The organism is Exiguobacterium antarcticum DSM 14480, from assembly GCF_000685865.1.
GTDB lineage: Bacteria > Bacillota > Bacilli > Exiguobacteriales > Exiguobacteriaceae > Exiguobacterium_A > Exiguobacterium_A antarcticum.
On sequence record NZ_JMKS01000005.1, the window covers coordinates 292,053 to 306,879 of the forward strand.

General features: G+C 45.9%; 14 protein-coding genes. 13 read left to right on the forward strand and 1 reads right to left on the reverse strand.

The genetic code is table 11. The annotated features are described in order from the left end of the window. Positions 1-25: 25 nt before the first annotated feature. Positions 26-652 carry a YczE/YyaS/YitT family protein gene (locus P404_RS0112830; protein WP_014969701.1) on the reverse strand — a complete coding sequence of 209 codons (627 nt, stop codon included), beginning with the start codon at positions 650-652 and terminating at the stop codon, positions 26-28. 169 nt (positions 653-821) lie between these two features. Here P404_RS0112830 and P404_RS0112835 point away from each other — a divergent pair, with 169 nt between their 5' ends. From P404_RS0112835 to P404_RS0112895, 13 genes are all read left to right on the forward strand, one after another. Next, positions 822-1,385 (forward strand): glycerol-3-phosphate responsive antiterminator, encoded by a 564-nt coding sequence (locus P404_RS0112835; RefSeq protein WP_014969702.1) that lies wholly within the window; start codon positions 822-824, stop codon positions 1,383-1,385. A 190-nt stretch (positions 1,386-1,575) separates the two neighbouring features. Then, positions 1,576-2,400, forward strand: a complete 825-nt coding sequence (locus tag P404_RS0112840) for an MIP/aquaporin family protein (protein ID WP_026830973.1) — start codon at positions 1,576-1,578, stop codon at positions 2,398-2,400. 34 nt (positions 2,401-2,434) lie between these two features. Further along, entirely contained in the window at positions 2,435-3,925 is a 1,491-nt protein-coding gene (glpK, locus tag P404_RS0112845) for a glycerol kinase GlpK (protein ID WP_014969704.1), read from the forward strand. Between the two features lie 133 nt (positions 3,926-4,058). Next, a complete protein-coding gene (locus tag P404_RS0112850) occupies positions 4,059-5,714 on the forward strand; it encodes a glycerol-3-phosphate dehydrogenase/oxidase (RefSeq protein WP_026830974.1) in 1,656 nt (551 codons plus the stop codon). A 136-nt stretch (positions 5,715-5,850) separates the two neighbouring features. Continuing rightward, the gene (locus P404_RS0112855; RefSeq protein ID WP_014969706.1) at positions 5,851-6,534 is read left to right on the forward strand and encodes a DsbA family oxidoreductase; all 684 of its coding nucleotides are present in this window, start codon (positions 5,851-5,853) and stop codon (positions 6,532-6,534) included. Between the two features lie 30 nt (positions 6,535-6,564). Further along, entirely contained in the window at positions 6,565-7,554 is a 990-nt protein-coding gene (locus tag P404_RS0112860; RefSeq protein WP_014969707.1) for a lipoate--protein ligase, read from the forward strand. A 51-nt stretch (positions 7,555-7,605) separates the two neighbouring features. Then, positions 7,606-8,493 (forward strand): SDR family oxidoreductase, encoded by an 888-nt coding sequence (locus P404_RS0112865; RefSeq protein WP_014969708.1) that lies wholly within the window; start codon positions 7,606-7,608, stop codon positions 8,491-8,493. A 124-nt stretch (positions 8,494-8,617) separates the two neighbouring features. Then, positions 8,618-10,162 carry a fatty acid--CoA ligase family protein gene (locus P404_RS0112870; RefSeq protein ID WP_026830975.1) on the forward strand — a complete coding sequence of 515 codons (1,545 nt, stop codon included), beginning with the start codon at positions 8,618-8,620 and terminating at the stop codon, positions 10,160-10,162. 264 nt (positions 10,163-10,426) lie between these two features. Continuing rightward, positions 10,427-11,908 carry an IS1182 family transposase gene (locus P404_RS17675; protein ID WP_236624406.1) on the forward strand — a complete coding sequence of 494 codons (1,482 nt, stop codon included), beginning with the start codon at positions 10,427-10,429 and terminating at the stop codon, positions 11,906-11,908. Between the two features lie 16 nt (positions 11,909-11,924). Next, positions 11,925-12,359 (forward strand): methylglyoxal synthase, encoded by a 435-nt coding sequence (locus P404_RS0112880; RefSeq protein WP_014969710.1) that lies wholly within the window; start codon positions 11,925-11,927, stop codon positions 12,357-12,359. 97 nt (positions 12,360-12,456) lie between these two features. Then, complete coding sequence (locus tag P404_RS18515) at positions 12,457-12,612, forward strand: hypothetical protein (protein WP_014969711.1); 156 nt, start codon at positions 12,457-12,459, stop codon at positions 12,610-12,612. A 126-nt stretch (positions 12,613-12,738) separates the two neighbouring features. Continuing rightward, positions 12,739-13,404 carry a response regulator transcription factor gene (locus P404_RS0112890; protein WP_026830976.1) on the forward strand — a complete coding sequence of 222 codons (666 nt, stop codon included), beginning with the start codon at positions 12,739-12,741 and terminating at the stop codon, positions 13,402-13,404. Positions 13,405-13,415: 11 nt separating this feature from the next. After that, positions 13,416-14,774, forward strand: coding sequence for a sensor histidine kinase (locus tag P404_RS0112895; RefSeq protein ID WP_236624407.1), 1,359 nt, complete (start codon positions 13,416-13,418; stop codon positions 14,772-14,774). The last annotated feature ends 53 nt before the right edge of the window (positions 14,775-14,827 follow it).

Sequence of the window (14,827 nt, forward strand, 5' to 3'; positions counted from 1 at the left end):
CATCAGCAGGAAGAGGATCTGTTTGTCATTGGACACGACGCGTGATGGGAAAGGCGTTTTGGAAAAACTCGATCAACGGACCATTCAGCAACAAGAAGACAAACGTTCCGACACCAATTCCAATCAGTTCGTGTTCGACGAGTGACAGGATGCTCGCAATCAAAAAAGGGATTGCGAGGCTGACTGTCGCACCGATTGATGTACTTTTAAACCGGCTAATGAGTGATTTCATCAAATAGTCGGGTGGCATCAGGACAAAACCGATTTGCAAATACAAAGCCAGACCAAGTGAAATCAACGGCATCCCGATCACCATGTAGAGGATACGCATCCAAAGTGTCGTTGGTATATAAAGCAATTGATGAATCGATAAGAAAAAGTCAATCGCCGTTCCAAACAGGATGACTAAGGAAAAACTAAGTAGGATCGTCCACCAACTAAATCGACTACCAAGAATCAAGGCACTTCCAAGTGCCAAAACGTGTAAGACGACAATCGCCAGCCCGACGGTCAAAGGCGAGAGGCGAGCTAAGGCTTCGCTTGCAGATGTCCAAGGGGCGCTACCGATAGCGGCAGTCACCATAAAACTATTTCCGAGTGCGTTGATCAAGATGGAAAATAAATAAATGAGGATTCGTTTTTGTTGACTCATGGGAGGCACAGGCAAAAAAGACTGCGCTTCTCACCTCCATTTCAAAGCAGTATCGTTAAGGTATACCCTATTTTAATCGTTCTTTTCACTCGTTTTCATGAAAAGAAGATTGCGAAAAGTCTTGAAAAGGCGACATACTAGGAAGAAATTAAAGAAATGGGGATACGACATGACATACTTCGGTCAAAAGATTTTACCGTCCGTCAGAAAGTTAGAAGACTTTGAAAAAATGTTGAAAAGTCCGTATGAATACGGTGTGTTACTCGAGATGCATGTCTCGCGATTAAAAGCTGTCTACGAATTAGCACATCGTTACGATAAAAAAATGTTTTTGCATATGGATTTAGTGCAAGGATTAAAAAATGATGAGTTTGCGACGGAATATGTCTGTCAAGAACTGAAACCATATGGTGTCATCTCGACGAAGGCAAGCGTCATCGTAAAAGCGCGTCAGAAAAAGGTGAAGACGATGCAACGAATGTTTTTGCTCGATTCGAGTTCACTCGAAAAAAGTTATCACTTGATGGAACGGACACAACCAGACTATATCGAAGTATTGCCTGGCTTGATGCCGAAGTATATCGCAGAGGTCAAACGAAAAACCGGGAAACTAGTCTTTGCCGGCGGATTGATCGATACGGTTGAGGAAGTGGAGCAAGCAATCGCAGCTGGTGCATCGAGCATCACGACCTCAAATAAAGAATTGTGGCGATACTTTGAACCAGGTAAATGAAAACGCTATGATAAAAATCACCTAAACCGTTTGACAGCGTTTTCATCGATTGTTATAGTGAAAACAAGTTGATACGAAGTGACGGAGAAATCGGAGATTCACGCTTTCATGTTTTTTGAGAACATTCAAAAAGCCGAGGCGCGAATCTCTTTTTTTGTTGCTTCTTTCACATACAAAGGGGGAAGAACACATGTCACCAGTACTAGCAGAATTTTTAGGAACGGCTCTTCTTGTTGCACTTGGGAACGGTGTCGGAGCAGGTGTCACGTTATCGAGATCCTATGCAAAAGATGCAGGATGGATCGTCATCACCTTCGCCTGGGGATTTGCAGTCGCTTTATCCGTCTATGCAGTCGGGCAATTTAGTGGGGCTCATCTTAATCCGGCCGTGACGTTAGGTCTTGCGTTTGATGGTTCGTTTGCCTGGTCAGATGTTCCCGGCTACATCATTGCCCAACTATTAGGTGGGATTGTTGGTGCCAGTATCGTGTTTGTACATTACTTACCGCACTGGGCGGAAACAAAAGATCCGGCAGCAAAACTGGGTGTCTTTGCGACATCACCTGCGATTCCGCATACGTTTTCGAACGTGATGAGTGAATTGATCGCAACGTTTTTACTGGTCGTCGGGATTTTGTCGATTGGTGCCAATACGTTTTCAGATGGTCTGAATCCATTGATCGTCGGCTTCCTGATCGTCAGTCTCGGGATGTCATTTGGCGGTACGACGGGATACGCGATGAACCCGGCACGTGATTTAGGTCCGCGAATTGCGCACTTCCTTCTGCCGATTGCAGGAAAAGGTTCTTCGAACTGGGGCTATTCGTGGATTCCGGTCATCGGTCCTATTCTTGGCGGTAGCCTCGGCGGATTGTTTTATCGGTCTGTCTTCTCGGGCAAAGATACACCGGCATTTGTGGTCGTTGGACTTGTGACGATTGTCATATTAGGCTTATGCTATAGATTCGGTGTTCGTCCGAATAAATCAACGTCAGTGAAGTCGAAGTCAGCTTAAGCTTAACTTACTAGATATAAAGGATGGGGAAAAGATGGAGAACTACATTTTGTCACTAGATCAAGGAACGACGAGTACACGAGCGATTTTATTTAATCGGTCAGGTGAAATCGTTCATTCCGCACAACGTGAGTTTACACAGTATTTTCCGAAGCCGGGTTGGGTTGAACACAACGCCAACGAGATTTGGGGGAGTGTCCTTGCTGTCGTTGCGACCTGCCTAACGGAAGCCAACGTCAAGGCCACACAAATCGCTGGAATCGGGATCACGAATCAACGCGAAACAGCGGTTGTCTGGGAGAAAGATACAGGGAAACCGATTTATAATGCAGTTGTCTGGCAATCAAGACAAACAGCTGGAATTTGTGATGAATTACGAAATGCTGGACATGCGGATTTGTTCCGTTCTAAAACAGGTTTGCTGATTGATGCGTACTTCTCTGGAACAAAAGTCAAATGGATCCTTGATCATGTCGAAGGGTCACGTGAACGGGCGGAACGCGGTGAGCTGTTGTTTGGAACGATCGATACGTGGTTGATCTGGAAGCTGTCTGGTGGAAAGGCTCACGTCACGGACTATTCCAATGCGAGCCGGACGTTGATGTATAACATCCACGAACTCCAGTGGGACGATGAGTTGTTAGCGATTCTCGATGTTCCAAAAGCGATGTTACCGGAAGTTCGTCCGTCTTCTGAAGTGTATGCCCATACAGCGGGTTATCATTTCTTCGGTGAATCGGTTCCGATCGCGGGCGCAGCGGGTGATCAGCAAGCTGCCTTATTCGGTCAAGCCTGTTTTGAAAAAGGTATGGCAAAAAACACGTATGGGACAGGGTGCTTCATGTTGCTCAATACGGGTGAGAAAGCCGTTTCATCTGAGCATGGTCTATTGACGACGATTGCGTGGGGGATTGATGGAAAAGTCCAGTACGCCCTTGAAGGGAGTATCTTTGTTGCTGGTTCAGCGATTCAATGGCTACGGGATGGTCTTCGCCTCATTAATGATGCCAAGGAAACGGAAGCATATGCGACGCGTGTGACGTCATCAGAGGGTGTTTATGTCGTTCCAGCATTTGTTGGTCTTGGAACGCCTTACTGGGATAGTGATGTCCGCGGTGCTGTTTTTGGTTTGACACGTGGAACAGAAAAGGAACACTTCATCCGAGCGACACTTGAATCGCTTGCCTATCAGACGCGTGACGTCTTGACGGCGATGGAGCAAGATTCCGGGATCGAGATGTCGACCTTGCGTGTTGACGGGGGCGCGGTCAAAAATGATTTCCTCATGCAATTCCAGAGTGACATCATCCAAGCACCAGTCGAACGTCCGGAAATCAATGAAACGACGGCACTCGGTGCTGCCTACTTGGCAGGACTAGCGGTTGGTTTCTTCGAAAATCAAGAACAGATTGCCGCGCAGTGGCAGATGGATCGCCGTTTTGAGATGGAGATGGCGGAACAAGAGAGTGAAGATCTTTACCACGGTTGGAAAAAAGCTGTACAGGCTACGATGTTGTTTAAGTAATGTGAGATATGTTATAGTAAGAACAAGTTAATAAACCGGTCGGAGAATATGGAGAGACCACAGCAACAGTTGACACCGTCAGTCTGTTTGTTGTGGTCTCTTTTTTTTCGAACCTAAACAGGGGGAACTATTCATGGCAAACCAATCATTTTCAAGCAAAAACCGTGCAGACGTCTACAATCGATTGACACGTGAAGAACTGGATCTACTTGTTGTAGGTGGAGGAATCACAGGAGCGGGAATCGCATTAGATGCCGCGTCACGTGGTATGAAGATCGGACTCGTTGAGATGCAGGATTTCGCAGCCGGAACATCAAGTCGTTCAACGAAATTGGTGCATGGTGGTTTACGTTATTTGAAACAATTCGAAATTCAAATGGTTGCGGAAGTCGGAAAAGAGCGTGCCATCGTTTATGAAAACGGACCACACGTCACGACACCGGAATGGATGTTGTTACCGATGCATAAAGGCGGCACATTCGGACCGTTCAGCACATCAATCGGTTTACGTGTCTACGATTTCTTAGCAGGAGTCAAACGTTCAGAGTGGCGTTCGATGTTATCGGCGAAAGAGACACTGGCAAAAGAACCGCTCGTCAAGCAGGATGGTCTAAAAGGTGGCGGTTACTACGTCGAGTACCGGACAGATGATGCCCGTCTGACGATTGAAGTCATGAAAGAAGCGGTCGCGCACGGCGCCCGTGTCGTCAACTATACGAAAGCCGAAGAGATTCTCTATGAAGCCGGTAAAGTAGCCGGTATGCGCGTGACGGATCTTGAGACAGGTGATGTCCATGAAATTCGTGCGAAAAAAGTCGTCAATGCAACAGGTCCTTGGGTCGATGAGTTGCGCGAAAAAGATGGCTCAAAAGTTGGAAAACAACTTCGTCTGACGAAAGGGGTCCATGTCGTCATCGATCAATCGAAGTTCCCGTTAAAACAAGCCGTCTACTTCGATACACCGGACGGTCGGATGATCTTTGCCATCCCACGTGAAGGAAAAGCCTACGTCGGGACGACAGATACGTTCTTCGATAAAGATACAGCCCATCCGAAGTTCACGGTTGAGGATCAAGAATACGTGCTGGACGCGATTCATTACATGTTCCCGGATGTCAAAGTGACAGCGGAAGATGTCGAATCAAGCTGGGCCGGTGTTCGTCCGTTGATTTACGAACAAGGAAAAGATCCATCAGAGATTTCACGGAAAGATGAAGTCTGGCAGTCCGAATCAGGCTTGATCACGATTGCCGGCGGGAAACTGACAGGTTACCGTAAAATGGGCGAACATGTCGTCGATCTTGTCGCGAAACTATTAAAACAAGAAACAAACCGTGCTTATGCCCGTTGTTCAACAAAAAACATGCCGATTTCAGGCGGACACGTCGGGGGAGCGAACGGGTTTGCGAAGTTCCTTAAAGCACAAGCGCCGGCAAACGGATTGACTTCGGAAGAAGTTTTGTTCCTCGCGAAACGTTACGGATCAAACTTACCGGAAGTACTTCGTTATGCCGCTGAATACGATGGCGCAGAAACAGAGTTGCCACGTGATGTCTACGCCCAGTTACACTACGGAATCGACCACGAGATGGTCGCGCGTCCAATCGACTTCTTCATTCGTCGGACAGGTGCGGTCTTCTTTGATATCGCTTGGGCACGGACACATAAAGAGGCGGTCATCAAAGAGATGACGCGTCACTTGAACTGGACGTCAGCACAAACGGCACAGTATACAGAAGAGTTAGAATTAGAAATCAACGATGCAGCACACGCGCTCGTTACAGAATAAATGATTTTTCATCAAAACTCCTTCGCTTGCGGGCAAAGGAGTTTTTTGGCATAACGTGAAATCAGATTCATTGCACGCAATCGTTCCGGGGATTATGCTAAACGTACAAAATCATAAACAAAGGAGCTGGAACAAGATGAAAGTGGAAGTCTGGTCAGATTATGCGTGTCCGTTTTGTTACATTGGAAAAAAACGTTTGGAAAAGGCAATCGAGGAAAACGGAGTTACAAATGTAGAGGTGGAATTCAAGAGTTTTGAACTCGATCCAACAGCACCGGCACAACCGACGATGGGATTATACGAAATTTTGGCATCCAAGTACGGCACATCGGTCGAACAAGCCCAAACGATGTCGCAAGGTGTCGTCGACGCTGCGAAAGCAGATGGTTTGATGTATGAAATGGACCGTGTTATCCCTGCCAATACGTTTAAGGCGCATCGTCTGACTCAATTCGCCAAAAAACATGGTAAAATGGATGAGGTATCGGAAGGATTGTTCCAAGCCTACTTCATGAAGGGCGAGAACTTAAACGACGATTCGATTTTGACGCGGATTGCGACCGAAGCCGGTTTGGAGACAGCATCCGTCGAGGCATTTCTTTCATCTGACGAGTCGTCCGATGAAGTTCGCCAGGAAGAAGACATGGCTCGTGAACTTGGTGTCACGGGGGTGCCATTTTTTGTGTTCGACCGGAAATACGCCATCTCAGGTGCCCAACCGGTAGAAGCGTTCAGCCAAGTATTGGACCGGGTCCAACAGGAACAAAAAGTAGAAATCGTAGCCGAGGGTGATGCCTGTGGTGTGGACGGCTGTAACTAAATTCGATTGTAAAAGGAGAACCTGAAACTTATGAAATTCATTTTTCATCCAGAAATTCACGATGCACGGATTAACCTTGCCGTAGAGGATTTCATCTTAAACAACCTGAACGTCAGCGAAGAGGATTATTTCCTCTTTTACATCAATGGTCCATCGATCATCGTCGGTAAAAACCAAAACACGAATGAGGAAGTGAACTTAAAGTATGTCGAGGAGAACGGGATCCATGTGGTCCGTCGCCTGTCGGGTGGTGGTGCCGTCTATCACGACCACGGAAACTTGAATTTCAGTTTCTTGACGAAAGATGACGGGGATTCCTTCAACAACTATAAAAAGTTCACGGAGCCGGTTGTACAAGCGTTGCATAAACTCGGGGTCGAGGCAGAATTATCAGGTCGAAATGATATTCATGTCGGCACACGAAAAATCAGCGGTAATGCCCAGTTTACGACAAAAGGCCGCATGTTCAGCCATGGCACGCTGATGCTTGACTCAAACATTGAAGAGGTCGTCAATGCTCTGGTCGTCAGTGAAGAGAAAATGCGTTCAAAAGGAATCAAATCAGTCCGCAGCCGTGTTGCGAACATTTCAGAATTTTTGACGGAACCATTGACGATGGATGAGTTTGTCGCCCATTTACTTGAGTCCATCTATGAAGGAAAAGAAATGGAACGTTATGTGTTGACGGATGAAGATTGGGCGAAGGTCCATGCGATTTCCGCAGAACGGTACGGGAACTGGGACTGGAATTTCGGTAAATCGCCGAAGTTTGATGTCATCCATAAAAAACGTTTTCCGATCGGCACAATCGATTTTCGTTTAAATGTGAAAAAGGGAATCATTGAAGAAGCGAAGATCTATGGAGACTTTTTCGGGGTCGAGGATGCATCGGAAATTGCTCAGGCATTAGAAGGAAAACGCTACGATCGAGCGTCGTTACGTGAAGTGTTAAGTCAGTATGAGCTGAAGAAATATTTTGGTGCCGTCGAGCTAGATGAGGTACTTGACGTTTTAGCATAAGCTTTTTTGGGAAAACTCTTTCTATCAACTTGCATAGGGGGAGCTTTTTTCATGGGCTACAATAAAGATAACTTTTTAGAGGGTACGTTAACGGATTTCATCAACTTTGAAAAAGTCTCAGAAGGATTACCTAAAACGGAAGATCAACAACCGTTACCATACTATGAGCGGGACGATTACCGTGCTGCTGGAAAATTAAAAGGCAAAGTCGCGATCGTGACAGGTGGTAATTCAGGAATCGGACGTGCCATCTCGATTGCCTATACATTAGAAGGTGCTAAAATCGTCATCGCGTTTTACGGCGATCAAGAAGGCGCAGAAGAAACAAAAGCGCGTCTTGAAGAACTCGGCGGCGAAGTGTTACTTTCACAAGGTGATATCGGTGATGGGGAATATTGTGAAGAACTCGTCAAAAAAACGATTGCACGATTTGGTCGTTTAGATATCGTCGTCAACAATGCGAGTATGCAAAAACCAGAAGAATCATTGCTCGACATCACGGACGAATCGATGGAAAAAACATTCAAGACGAATATCTTCGGGATGATGCGCTTAGCGCGGGCCGCACTACCTCACTTGTCACTGGGGTCAGCCATCATCAATACGACGTCGTCGACAGCGTATGAAGGAAATCCATTGCTGATTGATTATTCGTCGACGAAAGGAGCCATCGTCAGCTTTACACGTAGTCTGTCGATGAACCTTGCGAAACAAGGAATCCGTGTCAATGCGGTCGCACCAGGTCCGATCTGGACACCATTGATCACAGACACATTCCCGGACGAATCGGTGAAGACATTTGGTAAAAATACACCGATGGACCGTCCCGGACAGCCGGCAGAAATGGCGTCAGCCTACGTGTTCCTAGCATGTAACGATTCAAGTTATATGACGGGTCAAGTCCTTCATCTAAATGGCGGCGTCATCGTCAACGGTTAAAAGAAAGAACGTGAAAACGTTTCCATAAAATGCTACACTATCCATACAGGCGGACACGTCATGAATGGATTTTTTTTACGTTAAAAATGAACGGTTATTCATTCGAAGGGGGAAGCGAGTTATGATGGGATTGATTCATTCGGTGGAAGAAACGGCCCGGCAACGTCCGGACAGTATTGCCTATGTGTTTGAAGATACCGCGGTAAGTTACCGGGAATTTGTTGAGAAATTTCACCGGGCGGCAGGAGCACTTGAGGCGCACGGAATCCGTAAAGGGGATCATGTTGCGTTGATACTTGGAAATAGCCCGGCTTTTTTAGTGGGTTATTATGCAGTGATGAAACAAGGAGCGATTGCGATTCCGATCAATCCGACCTATACACCGGATGAGCTGGGGTATATCTTGATGAACGGGGATGTCAAAGGAATTTTAGGAATCGCACCACTTGTCGAGGCCGCGAAGGATCGTTTGATTCATTTGCCGCACCTCGCTGTTGTCGTATCCGTTCCGTTTAATGGTCAAATCGGTCCGGATGAGCAAATCGGGAAAGTTCGTTTCACGACACTGGAGGCATGGCTTGAAATTGAACATCCGATTCAAGAGGTGACGTATGAACCGGATGAGACGGCTGTCATTCTGTATACGAGCGGTACGACCGGGAAACCGAAAGGGGCGATGTTGTCCCATCGGAATTTAACGTCGAATGCCCGTTCGATTGGAGAATACTTACATGTTTCGGAACGAGACCGGACGCTTGCGGTCTTGCCGATGTTCCATGTCTTCTGTTTGACGGTGGTCGTCAATGCCTCACTCGCCCATGGAGCAACCGTCATCATCGCTCCTCGCTTCTCACCGCAGGAGACATTTGAACTTGCTAAAAAAGAACAGGTGACGATTTTTGCAGGAGTGCCAACGATGTATAACTTCTTATTGCAGACCGTCAAGGCTCATCCGGAGTACACCCATCACTTCGATTCGATTCGCCTGTTCGTTTCTGGTGGGGCAAGCTTACCGGTCCCGTTGCTGCAAGCATTTGATCAGACATTCAACTGCCACATTCTTGAAGGATATGGTTTGTCAGAAGCTTCTCCCGTCACCTGTTTTAATCCGTTGAACGGTGTCCAAAAACCAGGATCGATCGGTCCTTCGATCATCGATGTCGAAAATAAAATCGTTGACGAATTAGGACAGGACGTTCCGGTTGGACAAGTCGGCGAATTGATCGTTCGTGGTCCGAACGTCATGACAGGTTACTATAAAATGCCGGAAGAGACGCAGGCGACGTTAAAAGAAGGCTGGCTCTATACAGGTGACCTGGCAAGACAAGATGAGGACGGATACTTTTATATCGTCGATCGAAAAAAAGATATGATCATCGTCGGAGGATACAACGTCTATCCTCGAGAAGTCGAGGAAGTCCTATACCAACATCCGTCTGTCGTGGAAGCAGCAGTCATTGGTGTGCCGGACGAAGAAATGGGTGAAGCGGTCAAAGCATTTGTCGTCGTACGCGAACCGTTGACGGAATTGGAAGTACTAGATTTTTGTGCGGTCTCACTCGCGAAATATAAATGTCCGACACGGATTGAATTCATTGATCAATTACCACGAAATACGACTGGTAAAATTTTACGGACGGTCTTAAAAAAACAACCGACGAATTCATGAGTCAAAAAGTAGAAGGAAGAACTTCAGGTTTCTGAAGTTCTCAGACTGAAGACAAAGTAGTGGTTTTTCTCTTAATCGGGAAGAACCGCTTTTTTTGTTCGCTTCGAATCGTTTTCCTGGGACAAGCATCGCGCCGCATCGCTTCGCTGCTGGGTCGCTCCTGCTTGTTTTTCCCTAGGAAGCGATTTCGAGCGAACAAACGCTTTTTCTTTCACGCTTCCGGGTATACAACTAGCATAGATATTCGAAAGAGGAGGAATTCTTATGATGGGAAAAAGAGGCCAACATCATCGTTCTGAGAACATCACCATCACATTGGAACAATTGGTCCCGCAGGACCATCTCGTTCGAAAAGTAGATCAGGTCATGGACTTTGAATTCATCTATCCTTTAGTAGAGAAACTGTATTGTGAAAATAACGGAAGACCCAGTATCGATCCTGTTTTATTGATTAAGATGGCGCTTCTCCAATACTTGTTTGGTATTCCATCGATGCGTCGGACCATCAAGGAGATTGAGACGAACGTCGCATATCGGTGGTTTCTCGGAATCGGACTGGATGAAAAAGTGCCTCATTTCTCTACTTTCGGAAAAAATTACGTCCGGCGGTTTCAGGACACGGATGTGTTCGAAACCATCTTTTATCGTATCCTCTCACAAGGTGTCGAAGCTGGGTTCGTGGACCCTTCGGTCCTATTCATGGATTCCACACACATCAAGGCGAACGCAAATAAACGGAAGTTCACGAAGAAAAAGATTGTCCGTCGCGCTATCCAACAGTATAAAGAAGAACTCGACCTGGAAGTCAACGAGGATCGGGTACTGCATGGAAAAAAGCCCTTCGCCCTCAAGGAGAGCCGTCTTGAAACACGCGAAATCAAGGAAAGTACAACAGATCCCGAGAGTGGTTACTACGTGAAGGGGGAACGTGAACAACTATTCGCTTATTCTTGTCATACAGCTTGTGATCGAAACGGATTCGTACTTGGATTGATCCTCACACCTGGAAATGTACATGATAGTAAAATGCTTGAACCTCTTCTTGAATCCGTCACTCATCATTTCAATCAGCCATTCGCCGTCGTAGCCGATTCTGCTTACAAGACAGTCCAGCTCGCACATCATCTCCTTCAACGAAACATCTTACCGGTTTTTCCTTATACACGCCCCAGAAGGGTGAAGGGAATGTTCAAAACGAAAGACTTCTATTACGACGAATACTATGACTGTTATTTGTGTCCCGACAATCAAGTTCTTCGTTATCGGACGACCAATCGAGAGGGGCATCGGGAATACGTCTCTGACCCAACGATCTGTGCGTCGTGCTCTTTTCTTTCACAGTGCACGAAGAGCCAAGAGAATAAAAAAATGATCCTACGCCATATCTGGCAGGAAGCAATGGATGAGGTGGAGCATTTGCGGCATACTTCTGTGAACCGGGCATTGTATCGAAAACGACAGGAGACCATCGAACGTGTCTTCGCAGACGCAAAAGAAAAGCATGACATGCGTTGGGCCCGATATCGTGGTCTGAAAAAAACAATGCTACAAGCGATGCTTACTTTTAGTGCCCTGAACCTCAAAAAATTGGCGAACTGGTCATGGGATTCCGGTGGGAATCCTTGTTTTCAACATCACTTTTTACGACTACATAAGACAAACCCTCATTTCAACGTTGAAATGAGGGTTTGTCTACGATCTGAAAACTTCAGGTTTCTGAAGTTCTTTTTGTGTGCATATAGGTAAGGAAGGGGGAAAAGATATGAACATTGCTTTGATTGCACATGATGAAAAAAAGGACGAAATGATGATGTTTACACGGGCGTATGAAACCTACTTCGCCAAAAATACATTGTATGCGACGGGGACGACGGGGCAACGAATCATGGAAGCGACGGCATTATCCGTTCACCGCTGTAAGTCGGGACCACTTGGAGGAGACCAAGAAATCGGTGCGATGGTCGCACGGGGCGAGATTGATATCGTCATCTTTTTACGGGATCCTTTGACCGCCCAACCCCATGAACCGGATGTCTCAGCCTTGATCCGCTTATGTGACGTCTATGATCTGCCGCTTGCGACGAATGTCGGGACAGCTGAAATTTTGATTAATGGTCTGGAGCAAGGTGAGTTTAAATGGCGTGAAATCATTCGAAAACGACATGAAGTGGAACAACAGAAATTTTTAACCGATTAAATCTGTGAGAATGCTTCTCATTTTCTATCAAGCATGATATAGTCGTATTGAGGATGATACTGATTATCAATTGCGATAGAAAAGGGTGGCGAAAACAGTGGAAATTATTTTAATGACTGGCGTAACAGTCTTACTTGGTGGCGGCGCAACGTTCCTAGCACACGTAGTGAAAACGGAACGTCGTCATGTATCGGCGAATGTTAAAACACATGTAGAACGTGCGACGTATCCATCGTTGCGTCTCGTAAAATAATTTTTTTGTGACGTGCGCCTCTCTTTTCTAAAAAGAGAGCGTTTTTTTTGTACAATTTTTGATTCTCCCATAATTTTGCGGAAATCCTTTGTTACACTAAAAAAAACAACTTAAGCAGGAGTGATGATGATGCATACGATTTATTTAGTGGACGACGAAGTAAACCTGAACCGTGTTTTAGTCAAGTATTTGGAACAAGAAGGTTGGCAAGTTAAATCGTTTACATCAGGAGAAGCTGCAGCATCGGCCATCATCGAAAAACCTGATTTATGGATACTTGACATCATGTTACCCGACGTAGATGGTTTTCAGTTAATTAAGCGGATTAAAGCCCATGATGAGACGACACCCGTCATATTCATCTCGGCTCGTGACGAAGACATCGATAAAATCATTGGACTGGAAATGGGGTCTGACGATTATATAGCCAAACCATTTTTACCCCGCGAACTGGTCATTCGTGTGAAGAAAATTCTAGCACGGACCTATGTAACACCCAAAACAGGAGTCATCCGGTACGGAGATTACACGATTTATCCCGAAAAACGGATTATTGAAGAAAATGGTCAGGAAATTGATTTGACCTCAAAAGAATATGACTTATTGATTTTATTTGCGACGCAGATTGGGACGCCGATGTCCCGGGAGCAAATCCTGATCAGTGTATGGGGCGATGATTATTTCGGATCAGATCGTGTCGTCGATGATCTTGTGCGGCGTGTCCGTAAAAAACTGTCGAAACTTGAACTGGAGACGATTTATGGGATTGGGTATCGTCTGGTGGCTGCATGAAAAACCGGAGTTTGGGTTTTCAGATTTGGGCGATGTTCTTACTCGTCATTGCCACTCTTTCAATCGTCATTTTGGTCGTCATCCGGTCATCCATCGGCAACTTTATCGATGAACAAGTCTATGCGACGCTTGAAAACAGTGAAGTCTTTTTCTCGGAAGATGCTTCCGTCATCGAGATGCTGCAAGAAAATCCGATTGAATTTGATCGACGCAAACAGGAGTCACGATCCGTCAATGTCTTGTTGTTATCGAAAAATGGGAAGTTGTATTATGGTGGTGCACCGCAACAGTTAGTGAATCAAATGTATCGGGATGCCATCAATCAAGAGGATAAGATGGAAAAATATACGACACGTCTTGACAAGGAAGATGTCTACTACAGTATTCTGAAGATGGAAATAAAGGGTGAGACCTATTACCGGGTCTCGTACGTCTGGGATGCCTATCGTCAAGAACTGATTACACAATTATTTTCAAAGATTGGCTGGGTTGTCGCGATTGTCAGTGTCCTGACATTGTTCATCGCTTTTTGGTTAGCTCGCCGATTGACGCATCCGTTGATTGAAATCGAAGGGGCGGTCGGGAAAATTGCAGCCCAAAAGTGGGATACTCCGTTGCCACTCGACCGGGGGGACGAAATCGGACGGCTGGCCCGCTCGGTGGACGCGATGCGAATGGATTTAGAGAAACAAGACAAAGCACAAAAGTCCTTACTCCAAAACATCTCGCACGATTTAAAAACACCGATCATGGTCATTCGTAGTTATGCCCAATCGATTTCGGATGGGATTTATCCAGATGGAGATTTGACGGGGTCCGTCTCTGTCATCGAAGAGGAAGCTGAACGGTTAGAGAAGAAAGTAGCTGCCTTGTTGTATGTAACGAAACTCGACTATTTTGAACTGGATCGTTCAAAATGGGATCATGTGGATTTAGATCGGATGGTTCATCTGCTTCAAAAACGGTTTGTCGGGACAAAAGTGTTGACCTGGAAAATTTCCGGTGAAGCCGGCATCGTCTTAGGGGAAGGTGAACAGTTGCGGGTCGCACTGGAAAACGTGTTGGACAATGCGATTCGTTATGCAGAGACGACGATTGAGATTCGCTTATCCGGAACAGCAGAGACAGCGACGATTGAAATCGAAAACGACGGTCCGCCGTTAGAGACGTCGTCACCACTATTCCATCAATTTTCTCGTGGGAAAGAGGGAAAATTTGGTCTTGGTTTGTATATCGTCAAGCGGATTGTCGAGCGGCATGAAGGAACAGTGACGATTGAGAATAAGCCGTCGGGAAATGAAAAAGATAAAGTTTGTGTGAAATTTAATTTTCCACGTCATTTTCAGGAACAGTCAGCTGAAAAAAAATAAGATCTTCAAAAACGAGATAGTCATATCTCGTTTTTTATTTTGGGAAATAATCC

Excerpts from the sequence above, each read along its gene's own strand:
- P404_RS0112830 (WP_014969701.1), bottom strand. The coding sequence starts at position 652 with ATGAGTCAACAAAAACGAATCCTCATTTATTTATTTTCCATCTTGATC.
- P404_RS0112835 (WP_014969702.1), top strand. The coding sequence starts at position 822 with ATGACATACTTCGGTCAAAAGATTTTACCGTCCGTCAGAAAGTTAGAA.
- P404_RS0112840 (WP_026830973.1), top strand. The coding sequence starts at position 1,576 with ATGTCACCAGTACTAGCAGAATTTTTAGGAACGGCTCTTCTTGTTGCA.
- glpK (WP_014969704.1), top strand. The coding sequence starts at position 2,435 with ATGGAGAACTACATTTTGTCACTAGATCAAGGAACGACGAGTACACGA.
- P404_RS0112850 (WP_026830974.1), top strand. The coding sequence starts at position 4,059 with ATGGCAAACCAATCATTTTCAAGCAAAAACCGTGCAGACGTCTACAAT.
- P404_RS0112855 (WP_014969706.1), top strand. The coding sequence starts at position 5,851 with ATGAAAGTGGAAGTCTGGTCAGATTATGCGTGTCCGTTTTGTTACATT.
- P404_RS0112860 (WP_014969707.1), top strand. The coding sequence starts at position 6,565 with ATGAAATTCATTTTTCATCCAGAAATTCACGATGCACGGATTAACCTT.
- P404_RS0112865 (WP_014969708.1), top strand. The coding sequence starts at position 7,606 with ATGGGCTACAATAAAGATAACTTTTTAGAGGGTACGTTAACGGATTTC.
- P404_RS0112870 (WP_026830975.1), top strand. The coding sequence starts at position 8,618 with ATGGGATTGATTCATTCGGTGGAAGAAACGGCCCGGCAACGTCCGGAC.
- P404_RS17675 (WP_236624406.1), top strand. The coding sequence starts at position 10,427 with ATGATGGGAAAAAGAGGCCAACATCATCGTTCTGAGAACATCACCATC.
- P404_RS0112880 (WP_014969710.1), top strand. The coding sequence starts at position 11,925 with ATGAACATTGCTTTGATTGCACATGATGAAAAAAAGGACGAAATGATG.
- P404_RS0112890 (WP_026830976.1), top strand. The coding sequence starts at position 12,739 with ATGATGCATACGATTTATTTAGTGGACGACGAAGTAAACCTGAACCGT.